The sequence below is a fragment of the Candidatus Berkiella cookevillensis genome, from assembly GCF_001431315.2.
GTDB lineage: Bacteria > Pseudomonadota > Gammaproteobacteria > Berkiellales > Berkiellaceae > Berkiella_A > Berkiella_A cookevillensis.
Genome location: NZ_LKHV02000001.1, coordinates 340,316 through 365,547, shown reverse-complemented (window position 1 = coordinate 365,547; position 25,232 = coordinate 340,316). Strand labels below are relative to the sequence as shown.

Genomic DNA, 25,232 nt, shown 5'->3' with positions numbered 1-25,232 from the left:
GCGCTTATCTATCTCCCCTCTTTTGTTGTAGCTACAAAGATGTTGAACTTTACTGATACCTCTGACGACGAGTTTCTCAGATCTGAGAATGAACAAACGACAACGCAAGTTCAAGAAAAAACCACTAAAAAGCGTAGAAAAAAACGCAAAAAGAGCAAAGCCGCCAGAAAAGCTGATGCGGCATATAATCCACGCCAAAATAGACGCAGAAAAAATGTAGATTTTGAATCATCAGCACGCGGCACTATTCAGCTCATGGGCGCGAGCACACCTGATGCAAAAAAAGCCGCTGTAAGAGGCACTCAAGTAACTTTTACACCGGATGCTAAAACACAAATATTAAAATCGCCTGATTATCAAGCTTCTACCCCAAACCGTATTACAAGCCGGTTTTTAGTAACCCCACAAGGAAAAACTAAACTCATTGCCTCACGTGTTATTCAAATTCAAAACCAAGAAGTTTCCATCTATTTGCCTAAAGATAAAGTAAAGACAGAGCGATTAGCCGTTCCTCTCTTTCCTGATGTTGCTCTGGAAGAACTCGATATTCCTCAAGGCTCCCTAGATGCAATCATAGATACGCCCATTACCTTAAATGATATTCGTCAAGCAGCAAAAGAAAAGACAAAAGCGAAACGTGATGGTGAGCCTGTGCGTTCACCCACACAAGATGAAATCATGGAAATCTCAGCGCGAAAAGCATTAAAAGCAGCGGGCATCGTTGTTGAACCTCGTTCTGTGCATTGGACACATTTTGTTTCTCACTCCATGAAAGGTAATAAAGCTCAATTTCTTAACAACTTAGGCTTAGCAACAAAATTTTGTAATGCTGAAATGGAATTACTCAATCCTGTCATTAAAAAAATTCTACGCAGCAAAGGGCATCCTGATACCCTTTATTTGAGTTTCTATCCAAAGTGGGTAAATGGCTACGAAAAAATAAGACTTTTAGAGAGCTTGTCCGTTGAAATCAAAGATGGGGCAGGCGCAGATTATAAGCGCCATGTAAAATTTACCTTTGATGCATTGACGCTCAATACAATTTGTTTATCAGAAGTTAAAATTGTTGAAAAAATACTATTGGATACTTTTCAAGCCACAACACCACTTGCTGCACAAACCGTGCTACTGTCTCCACAAGGTTTGCTGTCGCCTTCAAAAGCACCAAAACGACGCTTCTATCAACCTGACAGAATGATACCCCTCTCACCCACTCAATTTAATACGCCACTGCGCTCTACCAGCAATGCACTTAATAAAATGCTACAATCACAAGCGAATACAACACCTCAAAAAGAAAATACTGATGATTTCGGTTTATCATCTTCTTTACCCCAATTATTCACTCCGCTCTTCACAGCAGAAAAAGAAAGACCTAAGCCCCTACCATTATCTCCACTTCGCATTTCAAAGAAAGCTATTCCAAGATTTAATCTCACCCCCACAAAATAAGTTGACCAACTCTCAGGACAATGCATTGTGCACTGCCCTGAGCCTATGAATTTGCCCCAGATCTTGGTATATATAAAACCCACGCACATTCAAGCAGAGCAATATAATGGAATATAAAAGCAACATCCTGGAATGTATCGGTTCCACCCCACTCGTAAAATTAAACAAAGTCGTTGATAGTAAGAGCGCAACGATTCTCGTAAAATGCGAATTTCTAAATCCAAGTGGTTCCATTAAAGATAGAATTGCTCATTACATTATCGAACAAGCGGAAAAAGCTGGCAAACTTAAACCTGGTGGTATCATTGTTGAAAATACCTCTGGTAATACCGGGCTTGCGCTGGCAATGGTTGCCGCAGTGAAAGGCTATCGATGCATTTTTACCATGCCTGATAAAATGAGCCTGGAAAAAATCAACATGATCAAATCTTTTGGTGCAGAAGTCGTGGTAACCCCTACAGATGTAGCAGGCGACTCACCCGATCATTATGTCAATACAGCCAAAAGGATTGCACAAGAATTACCCAATGCATTCTACGTCAACCAATATCACTGTAAAGAAAACATTGATGCACATTACCATTCAACCGGCAAAGAATTATGGCAACAAACCAAAGGAAAATTTGATGCCTTTGTCGCCGGTACCGGAACAGGAGGTACTATTTCTGGTGTTGGTCGCTATCTCAAAGAAAAAAACAAAGATATTAAAATCATCGGCGTCGATCCAATTGGCTCAATACATTACGATTATTTTTATACAAAAAAATTAGTTGAACCTCAGATCTATAAAGTAGAAGGCATTGGCGAAGATATCTTATGTGAGGCCTTAGATTTTTCCGTTGTTGATGAAATGATACAAACCAATGATAAAGAAGCCTTTGTCACAGCACGACGCTTGATTCGTGAAGAGGGCTTATTTTGTGGTGGCTCTTCAGGTGCCATTGTATTTGGCGCACTACAAGTTGCTAAAAGGCTGGGGCCTGGAAAAACGGTCATCACGGTATTAACAGATTCTGGTAGTCGCTATATCTCTAAATTTTTAAATGATGCATGGATGAAAGATCATGGATTTTCAAATACAGGCAATGAACTCGGCTCCGTCTATGATCTCATGCAAACACAAAACCAAGCCTTGCTCACGGCAAGAGTCAATGAAACAGTCAAAGACTTGATTACTAAACTCAAAAACAATGGTATTTCACAAATGCCCATTGTTGATGAAAACAATAAACCGATGGCCATTGTGCATGAAATTGACATTCTCCATAAGTTACAAGCAGGCGATATTCGCTATGAGTCTCTCGCACACGAAGTGGCACAACCTTTAAAAGGCATTGTATCTCCCAATAGCTCACTCATGAATCTCAATAAAATTTTTGATCAAGAGCAAGTTGCTATTGTGGTCGACAAAGAAAAACTCGTGGGTATTATTTCAAAAATCGACATGATTGAATATATGATGAGAAAAATGAATGGATAAAAAATATAAATTTAAAACAAGAGCAATCCATGCAGGGTTTTCAGGAGATGCAACCGGCGCAGTGATGCCACCGATTTATCTGAGTACCACCTATAAACAGCGCGAACCCGCAAAACCAATCGGTGATTTTGAATACAGTCGCTCAAGCAATCCTAACCGCAGCTATCTAGAAACAGCGCTTGCTTCTTTAGAGGGGGGTACACACGGTTTATGCTTCTCATCAGGATGCGCAGCCTTAGCAACACTTTTGCAAAGTTTAGCGCCCAATTCACATGTGGTGATTGGGGATGACGTATATGGTGGCACAGTACGATTATTTGCGAAAGTATTTGCAGAAAAAGGGATCACTTTTAGCCAGGTCGACTGTTCAGATGCAACAGCATTTAAAAATGCTTTGAAACCAAACACGCAGTTAATTTGGGTGGAAACACCTTCCAATCCAATGCTCAAAATAACAGATATTGCTCAAATATGTGAAATAAAATCAAAATATGCCTCCAAAGCTTATGTATTTATTGACAATACTTTTGCAACACCTTATTTACAAAACCCTTTAGAATGTGGTGCTGATGGCGTTTGTCATTCTACAACAAAATACATCGGAGGACATTCAGATGTCGTAGGTGGTGCCTTGATTGTTAAAGAGGATACTTTAGCTGAAAATTTAAGATTTTATCAAAATGCAATGGGCGCTGTACCCTCTCCGATGGACTGTTTTTTATTGCTCCGCTCGCTAAAAACACTGGGTATACGCATGGAGGAACATTGTAAAAATGCTGAAAAAATTGTTGATTTTCTCCACACTCAACCTTGTGTAAAGCAAATTCACTATCCAGGTTTAAAAAATCATCTCCATCATGATGTGGCACGCACACAAATGCGTGGTTTTGGTGGCATGATAAGTGCCAACTTTAATTTTAATATCGAGCAAGTTAAAAAATTATTAGGTCGCTTACAATTATTTACCTTAGCAGAATCTCTGGGTGGCGTTGAATCGCTCATTGAACACCCCGCACTGATGACGCATGCAACGGTATCACCACAACAAAGAAAATTATTAGGCATTGATGATGGTTTACTACGCTTCTCTGTTGGCATTGAAGAGTCAGACGATCTAATTGATGATTTAAAACAAGCGCTTAGCAATCTTTAAAAAACTAAAAATTGAGAATTGAGAATATTACAAAAATGAAAAAACTATCTTATTTACTCTTATTAATGATACCCCCTGCTTTTGCCAATCCTTCTATAGATAATGGAACCACACCTATGTCAATTGTTGCAACAAAAACGGTCTCTGAGCTTGCAAATGATTATGAAACCCAATATTTCACTTATTTCCCTGAACTAGCACTTTTTTGGGGAAAAACAAATGTGCCACAAAATAAGTTTTCAAATCATGGCTACCAGAATGAATTAAACTGGCAAGCACTTCAAGATCAATGGCTAGAAGAGCTTTCCCACATAGATGAAGCAAAATTGATTAATTCTTCTGAACACACTACTTTTCAGTTACTGAAAGAGTCTCTTGAGAATGCAAAAGCAACGCGTATTTGTAAAGAAACGCTTTGGAATGTAAATCCATTAAGAGGCTGGCATATAGAATTGGGGGTTATTTCAAGCAAACAACCTTTAAGTACGCCACAAGAAAGAAAACAAGCGCTCGAAAGGTGGGCAACTGTTCCTCAGTTAGTGAAAGATGAAATTAGCAATTTAAAATTAGGTTTAACACAAGGTTATACTGCACCTAAACCTGTTGTGGAACGTGTCATCAAGCAATTAGATCTGATGATTCCAAGTGAAATAGAAGCCTCTCCTTTTTATGCCATGGCAGACAGAGCACATGACACGACCTTCAGAAAAAAAATTGCTGAAATCATTAAATTAAAAATCAATCCATCCATTAAAGAATTTCGTGATTTCTTACAATCAGAGTATTTACCCAAAGCCAGAACAGAAATTGGCTTATCTGCCCTTCCAAATGGCGAGACCTGTTATCTGGCAAAAATTAAAGAAAGCACGACTTTAGCAATTGACCCTAAAGCAATTTACAGCTTCGGTGAAAACCATATGGCTGCTTTAGAAAAAGAGATTGGCCAAATTGGATTAAGCGAATTTAATACGCTTGATACATCAACCATTTTTCAAAAAGCGATTCAAAGCTCACACAATTATTTTAAAACAGAAGAAGACATCCTCATTTATAATACCAAAGCACTTGAAAGAGCGCGTGCTAAACTCCCTCAATGGTTTCATACCTTGCCTAAAGCCGCCTGCATTGTAACCCCTTACCCGATGCACCGCGCCCAAACAGGTGCAGCTGGCGAATATCATCCCGCAACAGAAGATGGTAAAACCCCCGCAATGTTCTATATCAATGCCTACGATCCACCTAACAAAAGTAGAGTAGATCAAGAAGCAACTTTATTTCATGAGTTATTACCAGGGCACCATCTCCAAGTTGCACTTGCACAAGAAGAAAAATCACACCATCCTGTAGACAGCTATTTATGGAACGCAGGCTTTGGTGAAGGTTGGGCGCTGTATAGTGAACGTCTTGCCAATGAAATGGATTTATATAACGATAATATTTCAAAATTAGGCATGCTTTCTAATGAAGCATTACGAACCGCTAGACTTGTTGTTGACCCAGGCATCCATGTATTTGGCTGGACTAGACAACAAGCGATTGATTTTATGCGCAAGCACACAGCCTTAGATAGAAATGTCATTGAAGGTGAAGTCGATCGTTATATCATGATGCCAGGCCAAGCAACCTCTTATATGTTAGGTAAGCGCGAGATTGATACATTAAGAGAATATTCAAAATCAATTTTGAAAGAAAAATTTGATATTCGTGATTTTCATGATCAAGTACTCAAACATGGCGCTGTAACCTTACCTATGCTACGTGCCAATATTATGAGTTGGCTTGAAACAGAAAGAAAAGCTTGAAATTGACTCTACATTACATTTACATTACATCTAAATAGTCGAAGAGAGCCTATCGGTTTTACCACCGATCTGGCTCTTTTCTTCTATTCGACGAATCAATTCATCTCTATTGGCAAAGCCTAAATCCAAACTTGGCGAGAGTCCATGACGTTTTAAAGCTACACTCAAGTCTACAACGAAATCATCATCTTTAATATTATGTACCGTAATCTGTCCTCCTGTTTCATGCGCAAAAGATTTAGCATGTACAGCCATTATTTCAATAGAACGGGTTCTATTATCTTGATTAATCAGTGTTAAATCCATATAAGTAGAAATGGTAAAGCCACCAGCCTCTGATTTTGCTTCTTCTTTGGTGAGCGGCGGTATTTTTATATTATCTTTCGTTTCAAAATGATATTCAGCACTTCTTCTGCCAGAACGTAAGTCCGATAGGTTTTCTGCATTATATTTTCTTGTCACTTTCTCAATCTGCAGATCTTGATGATGCTGGTTAAGATGCTGATGAAATTTTTCATCAACAATATCCAATCGGTCTTTTGACATGGGAATTTTCACCGGAACACTCAAGATCCTGTTTTCTCTAGGAATAGGTGCTGGCATCCAGGTTTGCATAGAGCCATAATGCACTTTATCTTCTGTTTTGTGCTTGGACGGATTGCTTAAGCTTCTTGGCACAGAGACTAGACCAGGGGACTCATGAGAAGCAGCTGTTTTTTCAAGCGTCGATGTTGCAGCAGCTGACTGCACAGTCTTTATATTCTCTCGCTTCTCTTGTAGTTGACTTAAGGTTTTCCCAATATCTTCTTTGACCGTTGATTGCACATAGCCTTTAATATTGCTGAGTTTTTTTAAAAAATATTCGAGGGCTTTAATATCATTTTCATATTTTTCTAAGCCCTGAGGCTCATTTATCATCTTCTCCAACTCTGCACAAAAAAACCGATTCAGGCGGTATATTCCAAGAGGCTCAGCGCGCTCAATCGCAAAGTCTTGCAAATTCTTAAGATCTTGTTGATACAATTCGCTTTTTACCGTTTTTATACGATTGAGCAAATATCGATTCATTAAAGAAACCGTTTGTTCATCCATTGCAAATTCTTTCTTAAATTTAGAGGCTGTATCCTGATTAAGCTCAAATTTCTCATCTGTGAATATTTTGGAAGCAACCGATTCCCCTACTTTAAAGGCTAAAGCACCTGCAACTACCGTCGCAATGGCTGTCCCAACCGCAAGAGCTGCTGTCGCGCCCACCACCCCTAAAGTCAAAGCACCACCCAAGGCAGCAGCCGTTGCACCTGCAGGTGGAAAAAGCACACAAAGTGCGACCATGCCTGTCACAGCGACAGCACCTAATCCTAAGGAGAGGACATTGGACTTCATTTTTCGGCCAGAAAAAAGATTTTTGCCAGAATTCCATATGCGACCAAATAAATTTTTCGTCGATCCACCAATGGACATCCAGGTTAACAATTTTCCTATCCCTGGCATTTTTAAAGCTAAACCCATGAGACTAGAATCTGATTCAGCTGGCGCCCCTTTAAAACCGCCTGTTTTAAAGTGCGCTGCTTTCCCTCCCTTCCACGCAGCTAATACTTCATATTGTGAACCAATGGTTTCATCCGTTAAATCATCCATCACTTGCTTCACTAAACCAATGGTCTGTGGATCAAAATCGAGTGCTGTTTGCGTTTTCTTCTTAAGCATATTTTTTCTATCCGTTATAATCGACTGCATCTAAGCTTTATCTATTAAATTACGCAGCTCAAAGAATCTGCACCTTGGCTAAACAAAAAATTACTATTTTTGAGACAGCTTCTAGTTATTTTCATTTTGAGCTTTAATTTCTTTTAAATACGTTTTTATTATTTTTCTACCTAAACCTGAATGTGTTCCAGCAATCGCCATAATAGGTAACGCACTTGCAACCTCAACCCCTTGCCCAACCGCATAACCCACACTGAAGGTGGCGGCAAGCAGCAACTGATATTCTTCTTGCTTGTGTTTCTTTACATCTTCTTCTTTTCGATAAAATTCATAAAGAATTAATGAATAATTAACAATCATACTAATGATGTCTTCTTCACTATATGGATTCATATTTGCCAGAAGGGATTCAATCTCTGGGCGATTTTTTTCTAATTCTATCGCCACATTATGCAAACCGGCTTTGCTGAGTTTCTCTATTAAATCAGGCATATTAAAATCAACGGGTTGTCTAGGTTCTGCCATGATGTATTCTCCAGACTTATTTTAATTTTGGCGTACTCTTTTTTTCCACATCTGGTTCTGCTGCAGTACTCTTACCTGCTTTAACGAATAAATCTGCATCTTTAGTGGCACTAAAATAAGAGGCTAAAAAATTATTATCATTGAGAGCCGAATTAAATATTAAAGGTGATTGCCGGCTCTTTTTTTCAACATTAAAAGATGGATCCTTATCCTGTGATAATACAAAATTAAATTTTTGTGACTCGATGACGCTTAAAAATTGTTCTGTAAATTTTGATTGGTCCAGAAAAGAGAAGTTTGGGTTACTCATACCAATAACACTTTGGCTTAAGTCCTGTAACCGCTGTGAAACAGAAGAAGGCGGTGATGTGGTAACAGATTGTTGAGCTTTTACTTCTGTAGAGTTTACCATCTCATACCCCTGCAGAGCTGCTTGAATAAGCTGAGAAGCCAAACCTGCCTTACTGCTCGTAGCAGATCTAAGAACAGACATTTTATTTACATTATCCGATGGACTGAAGTTAAGCATATCCATTGCTGTATTGGTAAGATAATCAGCAGCAAGCTCTGTACCCACTTCCTTTGCAAAATGACCTGCTTTTCCATTTGCAATACGGCTTAAATTTTGAGCTGCTCGACCTGCAAAACCACCTAATCGAGGACCAAATGCTGCCATACATATACACCCAAACTACCAAGTGACATATTCATTAGGAGCAAACTGTTATGTTTTAAGTTCAATTAAAAATAATTTTTGCAACAAATTTTAAACAACATGAGCAATTACACTGATTTTCAAAATAGGACAGCCATATAATTTTCTAACGAAATTCAAGACCCGCCATAATTAAAAATTTTTATATCAATAATAAGAATGCAATAATCAAATAAAATAATGAACTAACACCATCATTGATGACTTTAATTTTGAATAATTTATGGGATGATTAAGGGATGGGATATTTAATTAAGCAATATGTGTATTTAAATATAATTTTTTTGCCTGAGTGATGCCTTTTAAGCCTTTCCTTCTCTCTTTGCCAAAATTAAGTAGTAAAATTTCACTTCCCACGGCATGAGAAAAGCTTTTACTTAAATTTTTGACTAAGGATATCCAGTTTTGAGGCTCAAATTGCAATCTGCTTAAAATGGGTGCTAGATGTTCTGGAATAGAACCCGCTTTTTTATCATCACGAATCACTCTGCCTGTATAGTCCACAAGCTCTAAATAATCGACAAGTTTAAAATCAATGGCATGTGAATGATTTTTTGAGATGTTTGCAAAAGGCACTAAGAACTTAGGTTGTGCAAGATTATTATATATATCAGCTTTCTCGCGCTTGAGCTGTTTAATGGATTTTGGCTTATTGATTTTTAATTGCTTAGAAATATGCTGAATGCGTTCATAAATGGAAGTAAATTCTGATTCTTCAGGCGTTTCTGTAATTCCTGCTCTGACTGGATTTAAATCAACATAAGCCATTGCGCTCAACAACGCACCTTCATCTAATAGAGCTTGAGATTTAAAGCGTCCTTCCCAAAATCTTCCTGCAGTATCATCTTCTTCGTTTACATCTCGCGCAATTTTTTCGTTTAAACAACGCATAAACCAGCTGATGCTTGTTAAGCGCTCTTTCCAAAGTTGAATTTTCTGTTTTAGGTGCTTATTTTCTTCGGCATCTTTAGGAAAGATGGATGCCCAACGGCGGATGATTTCTGCTTCTGACCACGCTTGCGCTTGCGTTTCTTCCACATATAACACAACATGATAATGATTACTCATGATGGCATAAGCACAGATTTTGATGGCAAAGATATCCGCTAAATATTTTAATCGATTGACAATCCACGCTTTACGATGCGAATAATCTTTCTGTGTTAGTTCATCAAAACCGCACAAAAAGCTGCGACGCACACATCGGTTCATGACGTGATAATACGGTGTTGCATTCAAATCAATTTGTTCTGAGCGAGCTAAAGTCATAACTTAAAAAATATCCCTATTACTGAAAGGAATTCTAGCTCAAAAATTTTGGGTGAAGCAACTTAATGTGGCTGTCCTGGATTTTGAAAAGAGGACTGCCATGCAATAGCACGGCAGTTTTTTGAAGTGAAGAGATTAAAGGATATTATTTTAAAGGGATCTGTAATCGGCGGGCAACAAGCTCATAAGACTCAACAACATTACCTAGATCTTGACGGAATCTGTCCTTATCAAAAATCTCTAATGTTTTTGCATCCCAAATGCGGCAACCATCTGGTGTGAATTCATCTGCCAAAATAATTCTGCCTTCAAACAAGCCAAATTCAAGCTTATAATCCGCCAATAATAAATCATTCACTTTAAATAATTTTGAAAGAATCTCATTTACGCGGAATGTTAATGCCTTCATCTGAGCAATTTCTTCTGCTGTTGCCCATTTAAAAGTAATAATATGCGATTCATTAATCAGGGGATCACCTAATTTATCATTCTTATAAAAGAATTCAAAAACAGGAGGATTGAGCGGTTGATTTTTCTCAATGCCTAAACGTTTACATAAACTCCCTGCCGATAAATTTCTCACGACACATTCTAAGGGAAACATTTTCAATTTCTTAACCAAAGAAGCAGTCTCACCAACTTTTTCAATGAAATGTGTTTCAACACCTTCATTTTCCAAATGCTGCATAATAAAGGCATTAAAATGATTATTAATGAGGCCTTTTCTATCAAGGTTAGCTAATTTTTCAGCATTGAAAGCAGAAATATCATTGCGAAATTCGCAATATAATGCTTTTGGATTATCTGTTTCATACATGGTTTTTGCTTTACCACGATAAATTTCTTTTAATTTTGCAACCATAACTACCTCTTTTTGCAATTTATATTTTAAAGCGTTTCACCAAAACCTGGTGGTTTGAGTGATATATTGTCCAAACCTTCTTTGTTAGGAACAACATCCGGTAAAGGAAAAACATCTGAATGGTATTGTGTTAATGGCTCAGATACCTCTAAGGGTGCAACTAAATCACTGGTTAAATAATCTTGTCCTCTATCACGTATATAAACTTTTCTGTGATCATTGACGACTTCACATCCAACAAGTGTTAATAAACAACCTAATACAATCATGCGTCTATACATCATAGGCTCCAACTACTTTTAATGCTTGCGCTAGGGAATCATGGTATTGAACAGAGAGTGGCGTCAGTGGTAATCGTATACCAGGACCAATCTTACCCAATTTATGTAACAACCATTTAACAGGTATAGGATTCGATTCCAAAAATAATGATTGATGCATTTTCTGCATTTTCTGATCTATTTGTTTTGCATTCTCTTTTTCGCCTTTGAGGGCATATTCACACATTTGGCTCATCAACGCTGGCAGCACATTCGCTGTCACAGAAATAACACCATCTCCACCCGCGAGAATAAAATCAAGCGAAGTCGCATCATCCCCACTCAGTAACAGAAAGCTTTTAGACAACATCGCTCGAAGTTTTTCAATGCGATCTAAATCACCCGTTGCCTCTTTGATACCGACAATATTTGGCATTTCTGCTAATTCTGCTACCGTTTCAGGTTTTAAATCACACGCTGTGCGAGAGGGCACATTATACAACAAAATGGGTAAAGATGTTTTGTGAGCAATGCTTTTAAAGTGTAATAACAGCCCTGCTTGCGTAGGTTTATTGTAATAAGGGGTTACAATAAGACATCCATCTACACCCAATTTCTCAACCCCTTGAGTTTGTTGGATAGCTATTTCTGTTGCATTTGATCCTGTCCCCGCAATAATGGGAATTTTTTTATCTGCGCGTGCAAGTACTGCTTCTAAGATTTGGCATTGTTCAGACCATCCTAAAGTTGCAGCTTCTCCCGTAGTGCCATTTATAATGAGTGCTTTGGTGCCTGACTGTATATGCCAATCAACTAAATCCATCAATTTAGGATAGTCAACTTGACCCATCTCCGTCATAGGCGTTACCAAAGCAACAGCAGATCCATTAAATATCATAAGTAACTCCTCGGAAATTTTAAAAACCCCTTAAAACTGGCGACAAAGCTATCATGGCGCATACGATAGGTGCAAGTAACCCCACGCCTAAGCACTTGTTTGAGGGACACACACTGATTCTTTATGCCCCTTGTGTTAAAATGCATTTTATACTGAAATAAACAGTTTATTTAATTTATTTGCTCACCAATCAACAGGTCAGCGTCTTGATAATCTGCTCAAAATCCAAAAGAAGTTATATGAATAAATCAAAAACTGAAACTTATTTATCTTTATGTGCGCTGGGTGAAGATAAGCCTGGTATTGTTGCTGCTTTTGCAAAGGCTGCGAAAAGTAATCAGTGTTCCATTGTCTCGAGTAAATTGTCTGTATCCGGTGACACCTTTGCGCTTATCATCCATTTCATTGGTTCATGGCATGCAATTGCAAAATTAGAAAGTGCTCTACAAAAATTAGCACAAAAACATGAATGGCAACTTCAATTAAAACTTAATCAAAACATCAATACAACACGCACAAGTACAGTACCTTACTACGTGCAAGTTATTTCGCAAGATAGGTTAGGAATTATACATGATCTAACGAGTTTCTTCAGTCGAAAATCGATTAACATTGAAGAGTTACAATCTGAAATCTTTTTCGCCCCCAAAACAACCACTGTGATGGCGCATTTAAGCTTTAATATCTATGTGCCTACCAAAACGAATATCGCGGCTTTCAGAGAAAGTTTTATGCTCTACTCAGAAGAACATAATCTTGATGTGGTCATGGAACCCATTAAATAGTAGTATACTTAATAAAGAGGACACATATTATTTAAAGCTGTCGACTTTTAATACAATGGAACGTGTATACTCAATAAGGATTAGCAACCTATGGAAAGTAATCAAGCAGAAAGAAAAAAGTTATTCGTTCTTGATACCAACATTCTGATCCATGATCCTAGCGCCCTCTTCCGCTTTAAAGAGCATGATATTTATTTACCCATGGTTGTGCTTGAAGAGCTTGACCAAGGCAAAAAAGGTTTATCTGATACCGCCAGAAATATTCGGCAAGTTAACCGTTATTTTGACAACCTTATAAAGACAGCTTCCGGCAAAGATATCTTCCAAGGCATTCCTTTGATTGCGCCGGATCAACTCAGTGAAACCTTTACTCCCCCCTGTGGCAAATTATTTTTTCAAAGTGAAGAATTACCCATCGTATTACCTGAGTCTTTACCTGGTAATAAGCCCGATAATTCAATCTTAGCAATAACGCTCGCCTTACAAGCTAAAAATCCAGACATCTGGGTCTCACTTGTCACTAAAGACATCAATCTCAGAATCAAAGCCAGTGTGCTCGGCATTCATGCAGAAGACTATCATAACGACCAAATGTTAGATGATTTAAGTTTTATGCATTCTGGTTTTTATGAGCTGGATGAAAACTTTTGGGAAAATCATGGCAAAGAAATGTCCTCTTGGAAGCAAGACGGCAAAACTTTTTATCAAGTCAATGGCCCGCACATAAAAGATTGGGTTGTGAACACTTGTCTTTATAGTAATGATGGCAGCGAATTTGAAAGCATCGTCCGCAATATCGAAAACGAACATGCTAACATCGAGTACTCTAAAGATTTTCGACGCCCTAAAAATAAAGTCTTTGGCATTAATGCGCGCAATCGAGAACAAAATTTTGCGCTCAATTTCCTTATGGATCCAGAAATTGATTTTGTATCATTGGTAGGTGGTGCTGGTACAGGTAAAACATTACTCACACTGGCCGCAGGCCTTGCGCAAGTTATCGATACAAAACTCTATCGTGAAATCATTATGACACGCGTTACCGTGCCCGTCGGAGAAGATATCGGGTTCTTGCCTGGTACTGAAGAAGAAAAAATGACTCCCTGGATGGGTGCGTTAATGGATAACCTTGAAGTACTGGCACAAGCATTAACGAAAGAGAACGAAGATGATACAGAGCTTCAAGAAATCTTAAAGAAACGCATCCGTATTCGTTCTATGAATTTTATGCGTGGGCGTACATTCTTGAATAAGTATCTCATTATCGATGAGGCACAAAACCTCACCTCTAAACAAATGCAAACCATGATTACACGCGCAGGCCCAGGCACCAAGATCGTTTGCTTAGGAAACGTCAATCAAATTGACACCCCCTATCTAACAGAAACGACATCTGGCCTAACCTATGCTGTGCAATGCTTTAAAGGTTGGAATCATAGTGCTCACATGACATTAACGCGTGGAGAACGTTCACGATTAGCCGACTACGCTGTTAAGGTATTATAGTATTTTGTGGTATACAGTTACCCTCTTCGTATTTAGAAGAGGGTAAAACATAAAATGAATCCATTACGCCGACTTAGGCCATGCAACGATCACAGCCTTCACCAAGGTTGCTAATGGGATGGCAAAAAACACCCCCCAAAATCCCCAAAACCCACCAAATACTAAAATAGCAAGAATAATTGCAATAGGATGTAAATTTACTGCTTCGCTGAAGAGCAAAGGCACAAGAACCGTACCATCAATGGTTTGAATAATGCCATAGGTCATGACCAGATAAACAAACTCAGGTGCATTATAACCCCATTGAAAAAAAGCAACGAGCACAACGGGCACTGTAACAACAGCAGCCCCCACATAAGGCACTAATACGGAAACACCCACTAAAACAGCCAACAAAATAGCATATTGTAAATGGAATAAGTAAAAAGCAATGTAACTTGCAATCCCCACAATAAAAACTTCTGCAACCTTACCTCTTACATAATTCCCAATCTGTATATCTACATCTTGCCATACAGTGTGCAAAACTTTATGTCTTTCTGGTAAAAAATTACCCATATAATCAGAAATCAATTTGGCATCTTTTAAAAAAAAGAACACCATAATCGGCACCAGAATAAAATAAACAATCAAAGCAATAAAGCTTGGAATACTGGCAATAGACATTGTTAGCAACTGGCTTGCAAATCTTTTCATTTCCATTGAGCTGCTTGCAACCGTTACATCTACTGTTTCTTTGCTGATATATTCAGGAAATCTATCGGGCAATAAATAGAGAAATTGCTTTGTTTTTGAAATCATGTTGGGTAATTCATCAACCAACTTAAGCAATTGTTGCCATATAATCGGCCATAGAATAAACATTGCACATAGAAATAGTCCTAAAAAAGCAATGTATACAATCAATACAGCCGGTAATTTAGGAATACGCCACAGCACCAAACGATTTACTAACCATTGTAGTAAATAGGCAATGATAATACTTGCAATGACAGGCGCGAGTATGGCTCCCATCCATGCAAACAGCATGATGCCCCCCATGAGTAATACAACCAGCAGCACAGCTTCTGGATCTGAAAAATAACGTGTAACCCAATCTCTCAACACACGAACCATCTAGTTCTCCGACTTATTATATGGCCTCAATGATTTAAGGCGAGCAGACGCCCGATTTTTCAGTTAAAATGAGAATAATATGTTCAGTTTAATTAAAACCCTGAAAAATATCACCGTATTGAGCGACTTGTTATTTAAAACACTGCGCTTAGTCACGCCTATAATGATACTAAGCAGCACTTGTTATTCAGCAAGCGCACAATCATTTGCTCAAGCAGATTCAAGTCTACCTGATTTAGGAAATGCTGCCTCACCTATTTTATCTCCGCTGGATGAACTTGAGTTAGGTCGTTCTGTCTTAGGAGAATTAAAAGCTTCTCTCAGGATCTCAAACGATAGCATTATCAACGACTACTTAGAGTCAGTTGGCTTTAAAATTGTGGCAACCTTCTCTCACTCTAGTAACAAATTTAACTTTTTTACGGTGATCGATCCTCGGATCAATGCCTTTGCCTTACCCGGAGGCTTTATTGGGGTTAATTCAGGCTTAATACTCAACAGTGAATCTGAGAGCGAGCTTGCAGGCGTACTCGCCCATGAAGTGGCTCACGTGAAACAAAGGCATATTGCTCGCATGTATGAACACATGGGGCGTGTCAAAATCTCAACCATTGCAGGCTTACTCGCATCCATTGTACTCGCAACCCAAAATACACAAGCAGGTACAGGCGCAATGGCTGCCACACTTGCTGGTGGACAACAAGCGATGATCAACTTTACGCGCGAACATGAGCGTGAAGCGGACTTCATTGGTATTCAAGCATTGGCAAAAGCAGGCTTTGATCCAATGGGCATGCCCAGCTTTTTTCAACGCATGTATCAGGACACACGATTTTATGGTCGCTGGATCCCTGAATATTTATTAACGCATCCACTTTCCAGTGAACGTTTAATGGCCTCAAAATCAAGAGCACAAGACTATCCCTATAAACAAGTAGCAGATAGTCTACAGTTTCATTTGATAAAAGCGCGTCTTCACGTTGCAACTGCCAAAACCCCACAAGAGGCGACCCAATATTTTAAACAAGCCTTAGAAAATGGTACCTATCGAAATCGCTTAGGAACACTGTATGGATTAGCTTTGGCTTATCTACAAGAAGGAAAGCCAGGCTTAGCAAAACCACCGATTGATGAGTTGCTAAGTCTTGCGCCCAATGAGCCATTGTTTCTACTCGTTAATGCACAACTGGCTATGAACCAACAACAGCCTAATACAGCAATACAACTAATCAGAAAAGCACTACAAACACATCCTAACCATTATGCACTCACGACAAATTTGTCCAGCTGGCTTATTTTACAAAAAGAAAATAATGAAGCCATTCGTACCATTAAAAAACAAATGCATTACACCCCTGATAAAATAGAACTATATAGCTTGCTTACAAATGCTTATGTTCAAGCAAATCAGACAGTTCAAGCACATATTGCTCAAGCGCAAGCCTTGAAATTACAAGGTGATTATCGAAGCGCCATCAGACAACTCACCATGGCGAAAAAGCTGAACAACATCAGCGATCGCGAAGCGCGCCAAATTGATGCACAAATCTCAGAAATCCAACCTAAAGCTTAATTCAAGATATCTTGTGGATAACTTTGTGAGTCATTTTAAAAAAAGCTTAAAATAATAAGTCGGTTATAAACTTATTTTCTGGGTGTCATTTTATTGTCATGGATTTTTCTTAATAAAAATCAAAATATTAGAAAATAATGTGTCGTCAAATTTTAGCTGACTGTCAGATTATCTTACAGGTCATTTGAAAAACTTAATCTGATGGTTGATGTGTGCATAACTATGTACCCACCACTCAATACTTTAAGGACTACATAAATACAAAAGAGCCTTTCGGCTCTTTATATATGTACAGATGAAAACTGAGTGCTTAACGATAGCGTGGATCACTTGTCCAATGACCACTACCCCCATCGTCATAGTTGGTCTCACCATCATTGTATTCATCTTCATAATAAGAACCATCATCATCGCTTGTCACAGAACCAGCGTCCTGAGTATCACTGGGTGCATAACGGCCTGGTCCTGGCAATGTCTTCTTTTTCACTTCTGGCATAGGCGCAAGTGCGCCTGCTTTATTGGGTAACTTTCCTTCTCGTTTGGCTTGCTCACTTGCACTAAAAGATTCACCCGAAATGACAGAAACGTAAGGAATCAACAAAGCACATGTACCTAAAATCAGTAATAGGATAGGCGTGGTCAAAGGCACCAATTTAGGACTTTTGCGATGTTCTCGGTATTGTGCAATCGAGAAAATAACCAAACCAACGCCCACAATATAACTCGCAACCACGGTGAGCTTGGTGATAATTTCTGTTGGCCCCATGAGATTATCAGTAACATCCTCAAGAGAGGCCCATGCACAAGCTGGTACGATGAGCAGTGCCATCACCATGCTGCCCAATAGGCTATGAAATATTTTTTTCATGCGCTTACCCTGATATATAAGTGTGTAAAAAGAGTCTTCATACCTTAAATTAAGTCTACAACAGACTTTAGTATTTATAAAGATGACCTATATCCAATCCTTTTCATCTTCCTTTCAGACGTCAAAATAATAGCAATAATGCACTTCTCGAGCGGATACCTGCTTAGCCCTTTTCCAACCCAAATGTTGATAGAAGGTTTCTGCACGACTGTTTATTTCTGTCTCCAACCATATTTTTTTACAGGGAAATAAAAACCAATGTCGTGCCTCTTGCTGAAGCCATCTAACAGCGACATTCAGCAAAGCCTTACCAATGCCTTGGTTCTGATAGGCTGGCGTTACAAATAAGCCCCACAACATTTTTCGACGTTTATTGGCAAGAGAAAAGCCAACAACCTTCTCTTGGTCTTCTGCAACCCAAGCCATACAATCTTTTCTAAGAGCATCAAACAACATATCATGTGTAATCACACGATATAGCTTATTTTCCACAGCCTGATAACGCAGCGCTAATATAATACCAACATCTGAAAGTGTTGCTGGACGAATCATATAAGTCATTTAGCTATTTATACCCCTTAGCAGATCAAATACGCACAGTATAGCGGAATCTTGCATTCACTTAGATTTTGTTTTACTATGCTAACACAATAAATCAAACCATATTATCTCAAGCTATCACCATGAAAGAAGTACAACACTCTTTATTTAAAAATCTCTGCGCTTTAAAAACAGCAGAAGAGTTTGAATTATTTTTTGCTGATTTATGCACGCCCCAAGAACTGGAGGCCTTGCAAACGCGTTGGGCTTGTGCGCAATTAATTGCACAAGGCTTAACCATTCGCGAAGTAAATACAATTACCAGCGCAAGTACAACAACCATCACACGCGTTAACCGCAGCTTACATTATGGTAAAGGTTACCGCTTATTGTTGGATAAAATGGATTTGCATCTATAAGATAAGTTGATTTATAGCCCATTTCTATTCATATATACCCAAAGCAGATGATTTTTACCCGCAAGGGGCACAATGTCGGTTAGGCGTCAAGAGAGCGAATTCCCAGGAGTGCACAAAAAGTGCAGACTTAAGGTGAGCGAACGCAGGCAACAACACCGAAAATTTATCTGAGAAGGGTATACATCTATTTATTTGTTTTAGTAACGAGACTTTAAATGACAACAAATTATGTCCCTAAAAAAGTACTAAGCTTTTTATCGCTCATTATGATCAATGTGATAGCGGTTGACTCGATCCGCACACTGCCTATGGCTGCTAATTATGGTTTTGCACTCATTACAATGTATATCATTGCCGCTATTGGTTTTTTTATTCCAACCGCCTTAATCACTGCAGAGCTTGCAACCACTTGGCCCGAAAAGGGTGGCATATACAGTTGGGCAAAATTAGCCTTTGGAGAAAAGTGGGGATTTTGTGTTGTTTATTTACAATGGATTTATAATATCATTTGGTACCCTACTATTTTAACACTCATCGCAAGTACGCTTGCTTATCTATACAAGCCTGAACTGACGCAGAATGCCTCGTTTATGATGACAACGGTTCTTGCGACTTTCTGGTTATGCACACTCTTAAATATGTTTGGCATGCGTTTTTCCAGCCTTGTCAGTAGTATTGGTTCTATTTTTGGCACACTCTTACCCATGCTACTCATCATTGCACTTACCATAGTCTGGCTATTGAATGGTAATACCTCTGAGATTGCCATGAACTGGCAAGCCTTGAATCCCAACTTTAAAAGTGTCACAGAATTAGTGTTTTTCTCACAAATTGTTTACAGTTTATTGGGTCTTGAAATGTCTTCCGTGCATGCCTTAGAAGTCAAAAACCCTAAACGTGATTATCCCTTAGCGCTCATGATTTCCGTTTGCATCATACTGTTTAGTCTTATTTTAGCGTCTTTAGCAATTGCTATTGTAATCCCTGCCATCAGCTTAGATAACTTAACAGGCATTATTCAAACATTTACATTATTCTCACAAAGCTTTCACATCAGCTGGCTTGGCTCACTGGTTGCTTATGCAATTTTAATTGGCGGTATCGCTGCCGTAGCTACGTGGATCATTGGTCCCACAAAAGGATTGTTTGCTGCTGCCAGTGACGGTCTGCTTCCAGAGACAATGTCTAAGACAAATCGCTTTAATGTCCCAACAAATATTTTGCTCCTACAGGGCGGGATTTGCACTATTCTAACCTTAGTTTATCTACTACTACCGACAGTGGAAGCCTCTTATTTTGCGCTCTCACAAATGGCAGCCTCTTTATCCATGCTGATGTATATTATATTATTTGCAGGCACTATCCGATTGCGATACACACAAGCCAATACACCAAGACCCTTTAAAATCCCAGGAAAAAAAATAGGCGTGTGGCTAATTTGCAGTATGGGAATTCTCACATGCTGTAGCGTCATTATGATCGGATTTGTTCCACCACTCACGCACATGGACATTGGTAATGGCTATCTCTATGAAACTATCATTGTCATTGGCATGATGATTTTTTTAAGCCCCGTTATTTTTATTCATAAGCGGAAAGAAAAGAAGGCACAAAACTAAGCTTCTAATAAAATTTCTGATGAGCGAAGCGAATGATTTTTTCCTCTACCAATTTTGGGAGAGGGGAAAATGTTCGCTTTGCCGAACGAAGAAAAAAGCAGCACTGATTAACGCCAAATTCATCACTGCGAACTAGAAAACTCATAGAGATACCTCAGTTTCAAAAAATGAGATCTTGATTTGCAATACTCATCGATATTCTCCCAATAACCCCGAATATTCCTTACGCTAATCGCTCCATCAGTCTTTCTAAGGCCTGCTTGGAGCGTTCATTGATTCTGGGGCAGATTGTATTGTTAAAAAGCTCTGCCCCCAAAGAAGGATATAAAACTCTTTCAAACATTAGATTTTTCTCATGATCAGATTGATGCTGTCTTTGCACAATCAGTTCTTCCACACTTTGCAAATACAGCGTTTGTAAAGCCTGAATTGTCTTTTCCTGCTCTGTCATACCAATACAAAACTTTGTCAACATCCAGTCCGAAGGCTTAAAATGCGCTTTATCCCTCACAAAATAATAAAGTTCAATAATACGTTCAAGTCTCAGTAAGATATTTTTCTCTTCTCTTAGAAAAGAAATCCATTTGTCTTGATGTTTAGCTTCCGTTACATAATCTTCGAGAACGTTGTCACACTTGAAATCTGGCTCTAACAGCTTTTTATAAGTCTTTTCGGTTATCTCCATCACTACATTGAATGAATCCCATCCGGGTCGACGATGCTGAATGGCATCTACCATCCGTTTAGTTGCTTCACCTAAAATATCCTGCTCAATGGGACAGTCAATATGATGCAACATAGGACTTTCTTTCGGTAGGATATGTGTCATTACATTAGTGTGACAATGCTCAATAAGATAATCAAATTCATGCTGCGCAATTGTATTTTTCTTAGCGAGGGTTCCCGTTTTAGGCAGCGACAAAATGAGTGGATGATATCTAAAGTTTTCTAAAAAAGCCACGGCATCTTCTATGAGCATCGTTTCTATTTGTCGATGTAATGCATGTATAAATTCATGCTGCAACAATAAAAGGCACTCTTCTTGCTCAACGGTAATTTGCGCACCCAGTGATTTCGCTGCTGACGGAAACATCGTTTCATCATCAAGTACGACATGAAAGAGTCTTTCAATGATATTTCTTCTGACGCGATAGTTTGTTGCTTTTTTCAATTCAACCTTTAAATTAGCATAATCTCCTCGCTTATCTAATAAAAAAGGCTTACAAACATTACAGCGTGTTTCCATCACCGCATTATGAACCCATCGAATATTCTCTGGACTATTAATATGATGAGCTATTGCTTCTGCCCCAAGATCTAACATAGCCGAAAAAATGGGTTCACGTACAAGTGTATTTATTTCTGTGGCAATAATATCTTCAACAATAAAGCCTGGCCTAGCTTGATCACAAATGACTTTAAAGAAAATATTTAGTTTATTCATGATAGCATTAAGATTGTCTAAAAGCATTTCTGCTTTCTTCAATGCTTCTATTCTATTTTCTTCTGAGAGAAACTCATATTCGGGGGTACGTTTAAGAATATTGATTTGACTTTGGAGGTGCAACCCTACTCTCAAAAAATGATTGCCTTTTTTGCATTGATGCTTAGAAAAAGTCACGAGATCTTCCACTTCTTTTTCTAATACAGCCAAGCACTTCTTTGTCATCACATCATACAAATCAGCATCCGCTCCAGAAAGCATACATTCATTCATCAGATACAACAATTCTTTATAACGTAAATCATTTAGCTTATACATGTAATAACTTTCGTCACGATCCTGCTTATGAAAAAAGGTTTTATGTACAACATGATTTCTGTATCCAATCAATATTTGCTGCAAGATAATATCGATCTCTTCTCTCTCAGCTTCTGGAAGCTGCGCTATTATCTCCTTCAACAGATGAATAAGATCTGGCCAAGATTTGTCTTCGCGTAAGTCTTTCTCAAAAGTCATCAAAAAGACCGACATTTCCTTTACTTTTTCTTTTGTATAGGGCGAACCCCACTTGTTACAATAAACCTCTGTTTCCTGAATGAATTTATTTGCAACATCCCCTAATAAATTATTCTGAAGTCTTTCTTTTACGGTATAATCCAAAAAGTACATCATGCGTTCATTAGCCTGTGATTTTGCCCCCAGCAACGCAAAAATCATTTTTTGTGTATAGTGCTGATGAGGCAAATGCCCTTGCGCTAATGCGATTATCCATTCGCAAGGTGTAGTGAACTCTTTATTTTGTACGGGGGTAGACAGCTTTAAATCGTGCATAATCACTTATTACTTACATCATAGACATTAACTTATTAAATAAAGTTAAGCCTATTTCTGTCAATCTGACTTTAGTCGGACTATATGTTTGTCTAGCAAATTCCAAATTTATATCTCAAAAACTAACAGTTCATAGCAAGATTCACATTATTCATATGTGAATCTTGCTAAAGATATCTTCTCTAATGACGCAAAAGAACAATCAATAGATGCTAAAACAAAAAAAATAACGCCATCATAATAACGACGAGCATAGAGAAGATGACGCCTAAAAACAGAAAAAACATTGATATTAATAGAGATAATCTACAATCAACGCTTCAGAGCACAATAGATATTGAACGCTTAAAAAACGACTTGCCGACCATGGAAAATACACCGAACTGGCTAGAAATCAGTAGCAAAATTTTAGGTACACTGGCAATGGTACTTGCTGTTCACTGGTTTTCAGGCCCTTATACCGCAATCGCAGCAAGAGAAATTTATGAAACTTTATACATCAAATTATATGGGAGCTATCGCTGGTATGATCTACGTTATTATACCTTATACATTCCATCACGCGAACATATAAGCCATCTAGGCTATGAATATGGTCCTTATATATTGAATACTTTCTTAGCGCCCATTATTTATAAAAGTGTCGGCAAATTATGGCAATGGGGAAAAGCAATCATGCATATTTTTTCCCCCCCTGAAAACACGCCGCAAAATGATGCGCAAAACCATGAATTAGAGGGAACCATTGAATATCTTATCTCACAGTTGGAAAATTTGAAGCTACACGATCCGACTTTAGAGGCCGTGACAAATAACACACCTACCCCCTTAACTCTTAGTCCATCTTTAAAGCTGTCGACAAGCGGCCAAACTGCCTCAAGCCCGATTACACATTCTCCTTCTGTAAAATTAAGTAGAGGGATTAAATAAGCCTAGAGCCAAAGATAAAGAGAGACTATAATTTTTCGCTTTTTAAAACAATATTTAACCAATTGTCTGTGCAATCCACCGGCTGGTCATAAAACAAGTGCGTCTTGCATAAACACCAGTAAAATAGTTAATCAGCTAACAATGACAATTATTTTTTAGGAAGGGTGTAATGTCTCATATAACCAAGCAAAATTTTCTAGCACTTATCATCGCCGGTATCTCAGCAGGCTCTACTCCAAGAGATATTCATAGTAATATTTTAAGCAAAGCAGAAGAACTCGGCTTAGAGACGAATACGGAAGGCTTTGAAAACTTTGTTGCAGAATTAACAGACGATTATATTGTCCCCCTTCGCAATGCCGTTGCTGGTAAATTAGGTCTATCAAAGCTAAATGCCACCCTTGAAATGCTATTTAGCTCCGCCAGCATTGACGAAAAAGAATTAACACAAAAACTATCAAGCTATGCGAAAAATCAGAACCTTCCCTTAGATGAGGCACTGATGAACGAACTGATCGCCCTACAACAGTTTGCTCATCCCACGCTCCTTACTGAGTTTTTCCCCGCATTCTTAGATTTTGATCTTTCTTCTGTAGAAGATACAGACAGAAAGAAAAGCAATGCAATTATATCTCTGGCCAAAAATTTTGGCCTTAAGATCAATTCAAGCATTGCCAAAGATCTTTTAAGCTTAAAAGATCTATTTGAGAAAAATGAGCATTTCCCTGTCCTAAAAGAAATCATTAAGAACCTACTCAGTGCAAATATCTCTGAAGTAAGTTTAAAAGCAGTATTAACCGAAGAAGCACGTCGCATGGGCTATGATTTTCAAGAAAGTCATATCAACCAACTTGTGCAACTGAAAAAAGACTATGCCCTTCTTTTAAATGGCCCTGAAGCAACACCCGGCAAAAATATTATTACAACAGCCATGTTCGCATCGGCCATGCTTTATCAATTTCCAGGCATGGTAAGCCATATGCTTGCCTTCCAAACAATCAATACGGGACTTAAAAAAGTGATAGGCGCCAAATGGGCTTCATGGTTACCTCTCACAGGACTTTTTGCAAGCATGATTGGATATCCTCTACCACATTCAACTTATATTAATATGTTAAATAATTTTATTTACGGCATGATACAAGAACATCCAACTGCAGCTTTTTTAGTCTTGGTACCTGCTTCTGTATTATATTATCGCTTTGATGATGTAAGAGCGCTCTACCATAAAGGCAAAGCATTTGCCTCTGACCCATTGGGCTTCGAAGCAATGTTTAGCGACGCACTCGGTGATGCTTTTTCTTCTTTTACAAGTGAAACAAGTGTTTCTGAAAGCGCACCACAAATTTTAGTCTTCCCAAAGAAAGCAACCATAACCACATCTAGCACTGAAGATGATAGCAGTATCACTCCAGAATTGAGTCAATCAATGGGAACGACAAGGGCAACGAAAAGCGCGTTGGGTATATAAGCTCTAA

At 38.5% G+C, this 25,232-nt stretch carries 22 protein-coding genes; 11 read left to right on the top strand and 11 right to left on the bottom strand.

Going from position 1 to position 25,232, the window contains the following annotated elements:
• Positions 1-39: 39 nt before the first annotated feature.
• The 4 genes from CC99x_RS01570 to CC99x_RS01555 all read left to right on the top strand — a co-directional run bounded on the left by CC99x_RS01570 (position 40) and on the right by CC99x_RS01555 (position 5,887).
• Entirely contained in the window at positions 40-1,452 is a 1,413-nt protein-coding gene (locus CC99x_RS01570; RefSeq protein WP_057623514.1) for a hypothetical protein, read from the top strand.
• 106 nt (positions 1,453-1,558) lie between these two features.
• Complete coding sequence (locus tag CC99x_RS01565; protein WP_057623512.1) at positions 1,559-2,932, top strand: pyridoxal-phosphate dependent enzyme; 1,374 nt, start codon at positions 1,559-1,561, stop codon at positions 2,930-2,932.
• Positions 2,925-4,085, top strand: a complete 1,161-nt coding sequence (locus CC99x_RS01560; protein ID WP_057623510.1) for a trans-sulfuration enzyme family protein — start codon at positions 2,925-2,927, stop codon at positions 4,083-4,085. The genes CC99x_RS01565 and CC99x_RS01560 overlap by 8 nt, the downstream gene beginning before the upstream one ends.
• A 35-nt stretch (positions 4,086-4,120) precedes the next feature.
• Positions 4,121-5,887, top strand: coding sequence for a DUF885 domain-containing protein (locus CC99x_RS01555; protein WP_235528051.1), 1,767 nt, complete (start codon positions 4,121-4,123; stop codon positions 5,885-5,887).
• Positions 5,888-5,917: 30 nt separating this feature from the next.
• On the opposite strand, the gene CC99x_RS01550 is transcribed toward CC99x_RS01555, so the two are convergent.
• From CC99x_RS01550 to dapA, 7 genes are all read right to left on the bottom strand, one after another.
• Complete coding sequence (locus tag CC99x_RS01550; protein ID WP_141651871.1) at positions 5,918-7,624, bottom strand: hypothetical protein; 1,707 nt, start codon at positions 7,622-7,624, stop codon at positions 5,918-5,920.
• 81 nt (positions 7,625-7,705) lie between these two features.
• On the bottom strand, positions 7,706-8,119 hold the full coding sequence (locus CC99x_RS01545; RefSeq protein ID WP_057623506.1) for a hypothetical protein: 414 nt from the start codon (positions 8,117-8,119) through the stop codon (positions 7,706-7,708).
• 16 nt (positions 8,120-8,135) lie between these two features.
• Positions 8,136-8,795: a hypothetical protein gene (locus CC99x_RS01540; protein WP_057623504.1), complete on the bottom strand. Its 660-nt coding sequence runs from the start codon at positions 8,793-8,795 to the stop codon at positions 8,136-8,138.
• A 291-nt stretch (positions 8,796-9,086) separates the two neighbouring features.
• Positions 9,087-10,103 (bottom strand): hypothetical protein, encoded by a 1,017-nt coding sequence (locus tag CC99x_RS01535; RefSeq protein ID WP_057623502.1) that lies wholly within the window; start codon positions 10,101-10,103, stop codon positions 9,087-9,089.
• Between the two features lie 145 nt (positions 10,104-10,248).
• Positions 10,249-10,965, bottom strand: coding sequence for a phosphoribosylaminoimidazolesuccinocarboxamide synthase (purC, locus tag CC99x_RS01530; protein WP_057623500.1), 717 nt, complete (start codon positions 10,963-10,965; stop codon positions 10,249-10,251).
• Positions 10,966-10,991: 26 nt separating this feature from the next.
• A complete protein-coding gene (locus tag CC99x_RS01525; RefSeq protein ID WP_141651870.1) occupies positions 10,992-11,249 on the bottom strand; it encodes a hypothetical protein in 258 nt (85 codons plus the stop codon).
• Positions 11,239-12,123: a 4-hydroxy-tetrahydrodipicolinate synthase gene (gene dapA, locus CC99x_RS01520; RefSeq protein WP_235528050.1), complete on the bottom strand. Its 885-nt coding sequence runs from the start codon at positions 12,121-12,123 to the stop codon at positions 11,239-11,241. The genes CC99x_RS01525 and dapA overlap by 11 nt, the downstream gene beginning before the upstream one ends.
• Positions 12,124-12,362: 239 nt before the next feature.
• Between dapA and CC99x_RS01515 the strand changes: the two genes are divergently transcribed.
• Together CC99x_RS01515 and CC99x_RS01510 are read left to right on the top strand one after the other, a co-directional pair.
• On the top strand, positions 12,363-12,908 hold the full coding sequence (locus CC99x_RS01515; RefSeq protein ID WP_057623496.1) for a glycine cleavage system transcriptional repressor: 546 nt from the start codon (positions 12,363-12,365) through the stop codon (positions 12,906-12,908).
• 90 nt (positions 12,909-12,998) lie between these two features.
• Positions 12,999-14,414 (top strand): PhoH family protein, encoded by a 1,416-nt coding sequence (locus CC99x_RS01510; RefSeq protein ID WP_057623494.1) that lies wholly within the window; start codon positions 12,999-13,001, stop codon positions 14,412-14,414.
• 63 nt (positions 14,415-14,477) lie between these two features.
• Here the strand turns inward: CC99x_RS01510 and CC99x_RS01505 are convergent, their stop codons facing one another.
• A complete protein-coding gene (locus CC99x_RS01505) occupies positions 14,478-15,530 on the bottom strand; it encodes an AI-2E family transporter (RefSeq protein ID WP_057623492.1) in 1,053 nt (350 codons plus the stop codon).
• Between the two features lie 79 nt (positions 15,531-15,609).
• Here CC99x_RS01505 and CC99x_RS01500 point away from each other — a divergent pair, with 79 nt between their 5' ends.
• Positions 15,610-17,103, top strand: a complete 1,494-nt coding sequence (locus tag CC99x_RS01500; RefSeq protein WP_057623491.1) for a beta-barrel assembly-enhancing protease — start codon at positions 15,610-15,612, stop codon at positions 17,101-17,103.
• Positions 17,104-17,413: 310 nt separating this feature from the next.
• Here CC99x_RS01500 and CC99x_RS01495 read toward each other — a convergent pair whose 3' ends face one another.
• Positions 17,414-17,971, bottom strand: coding sequence for a hypothetical protein (locus tag CC99x_RS01495; RefSeq protein WP_057623488.1), 558 nt, complete (start codon positions 17,969-17,971; stop codon positions 17,414-17,416).
• 114 nt (positions 17,972-18,085) lie between these two features.
• Complete coding sequence (locus tag CC99x_RS01490) at positions 18,086-18,532, bottom strand: GNAT family N-acetyltransferase (RefSeq protein WP_057623487.1); 447 nt, start codon at positions 18,530-18,532, stop codon at positions 18,086-18,088.
• Positions 18,533-18,654: 122 nt separating this feature from the next.
• Between CC99x_RS01490 and CC99x_RS01485 the strand changes: the two genes are divergently transcribed.
• Both CC99x_RS01485 and CC99x_RS01480 read left to right on the top strand, forming a co-directional pair.
• Positions 18,655-18,930: a YerC/YecD family TrpR-related protein gene (locus tag CC99x_RS01485; protein WP_057623485.1), complete on the top strand. Its 276-nt coding sequence runs from the start codon at positions 18,655-18,657 to the stop codon at positions 18,928-18,930.
• A 215-nt stretch (positions 18,931-19,145) separates the two neighbouring features.
• Positions 19,146-20,549, top strand: coding sequence for an amino acid permease (locus CC99x_RS01480; protein ID WP_057623483.1), 1,404 nt, complete (start codon positions 19,146-19,148; stop codon positions 20,547-20,549).
• A 223-nt stretch (positions 20,550-20,772) separates the two neighbouring features.
• Here CC99x_RS01480 and CC99x_RS01475 read toward each other — a convergent pair whose 3' ends face one another.
• Positions 20,773-22,824, bottom strand: a complete 2,052-nt coding sequence (locus CC99x_RS01475; protein ID WP_057623481.1) for a hypothetical protein — start codon at positions 22,822-22,824, stop codon at positions 20,773-20,775.
• A gap of 261 nt (positions 22,825-23,085) precedes the next feature.
• On the opposite strand from CC99x_RS01475, the gene CC99x_RS01470 reads away from it, so the two are divergent.
• Both CC99x_RS01470 and CC99x_RS01465 read left to right on the top strand, forming a co-directional pair.
• The gene (locus CC99x_RS01470) at positions 23,086-23,754 is read left to right on the top strand and encodes a hypothetical protein (RefSeq protein WP_057623479.1); all 669 of its coding nucleotides are present in this window, start codon (positions 23,086-23,088) and stop codon (positions 23,752-23,754) included.
• A gap of 169 nt (positions 23,755-23,923) precedes the next feature.
• On the top strand, positions 23,924-25,225 hold the full coding sequence (locus CC99x_RS01465; protein ID WP_057623477.1) for a hypothetical protein: 1,302 nt from the start codon (positions 23,924-23,926) through the stop codon (positions 25,223-25,225).
• Positions 25,226-25,232: the final 7 nt, after the last annotated feature.

What these genes read in the sequence shown, in the direction of transcription:
- CC99x_RS01570 (WP_057623514.1), top strand. Translation starts at nt 40, where the DNA reads ATGTTGAACTTTACTGATACCTCTGACGACGAGTTTCTCAGATCTGAG.
- CC99x_RS01565 (WP_057623512.1), top strand. Translation starts at nt 1,559, where the DNA reads ATGGAATATAAAAGCAACATCCTGGAATGTATCGGTTCCACCCCACTC.
- CC99x_RS01560 (WP_057623510.1), top strand. Translation starts at nt 2,925, where the DNA reads ATGGATAAAAAATATAAATTTAAAACAAGAGCAATCCATGCAGGGTTT.
- CC99x_RS01555 (WP_235528051.1), top strand. Translation starts at nt 4,121, where the DNA reads ATGAAAAAACTATCTTATTTACTCTTATTAATGATACCCCCTGCTTTT.
- CC99x_RS01550 (WP_141651871.1), bottom strand. Translation starts at nt 7,624, where the DNA reads ATGCAGTCGATTATAACGGATAGAAAAAATATGCTTAAGAAGAAAACG.
- CC99x_RS01545 (WP_057623506.1), bottom strand. Translation starts at nt 8,119, where the DNA reads ATGGCAGAACCTAGACAACCCGTTGATTTTAATATGCCTGATTTAATA.
- CC99x_RS01540 (WP_057623504.1), bottom strand. Translation starts at nt 8,795, where the DNA reads ATGGCAGCATTTGGTCCTCGATTAGGTGGTTTTGCAGGTCGAGCAGCT.
- CC99x_RS01535 (WP_057623502.1), bottom strand. Translation starts at nt 10,103, where the DNA reads ATGACTTTAGCTCGCTCAGAACAAATTGATTTGAATGCAACACCGTAT.
- purC (WP_057623500.1), bottom strand. Translation starts at nt 10,965, where the DNA reads ATGGTTGCAAAATTAAAAGAAATTTATCGTGGTAAAGCAAAAACCATG.
- CC99x_RS01525 (WP_141651870.1), bottom strand. Translation starts at nt 11,249, where the DNA reads ATGATGTATAGACGCATGATTGTATTAGGTTGTTTATTAACACTTGTT.
- dapA (WP_235528050.1), bottom strand. Translation starts at nt 12,123, where the DNA reads ATGATATTTAATGGATCTGCTGTTGCTTTGGTAACGCCTATGACGGAG.
- CC99x_RS01515 (WP_057623496.1), top strand. Translation starts at nt 12,363, where the DNA reads ATGAATAAATCAAAAACTGAAACTTATTTATCTTTATGTGCGCTGGGT.
- CC99x_RS01510 (WP_057623494.1), top strand. Translation starts at nt 12,999, where the DNA reads ATGGAAAGTAATCAAGCAGAAAGAAAAAAGTTATTCGTTCTTGATACC.
- CC99x_RS01505 (WP_057623492.1), bottom strand. Translation starts at nt 15,530, where the DNA reads ATGGTTCGTGTGTTGAGAGATTGGGTTACACGTTATTTTTCAGATCCA.
- CC99x_RS01500 (WP_057623491.1), top strand. Translation starts at nt 15,610, where the DNA reads ATGTTCAGTTTAATTAAAACCCTGAAAAATATCACCGTATTGAGCGAC.
- CC99x_RS01495 (WP_057623488.1), bottom strand. Translation starts at nt 17,971, where the DNA reads ATGAAAAAAATATTTCATAGCCTATTGGGCAGCATGGTGATGGCACTG.
- CC99x_RS01490 (WP_057623487.1), bottom strand. Translation starts at nt 18,532, where the DNA reads ATGACTTATATGATTCGTCCAGCAACACTTTCAGATGTTGGTATTATA.
- CC99x_RS01485 (WP_057623485.1), top strand. Translation starts at nt 18,655, where the DNA reads ATGAAAGAAGTACAACACTCTTTATTTAAAAATCTCTGCGCTTTAAAA.
- CC99x_RS01480 (WP_057623483.1), top strand. Translation starts at nt 19,146, where the DNA reads ATGACAACAAATTATGTCCCTAAAAAAGTACTAAGCTTTTTATCGCTC.
- CC99x_RS01475 (WP_057623481.1), bottom strand. Translation starts at nt 22,824, where the DNA reads ATGCACGATTTAAAGCTGTCTACCCCCGTACAAAATAAAGAGTTCACT.
- CC99x_RS01470 (WP_057623479.1), top strand. Translation starts at nt 23,086, where the DNA reads ATGACGCCTAAAAACAGAAAAAACATTGATATTAATAGAGATAATCTA.
- CC99x_RS01465 (WP_057623477.1), top strand. Translation starts at nt 23,924, where the DNA reads ATGTCTCATATAACCAAGCAAAATTTTCTAGCACTTATCATCGCCGGT.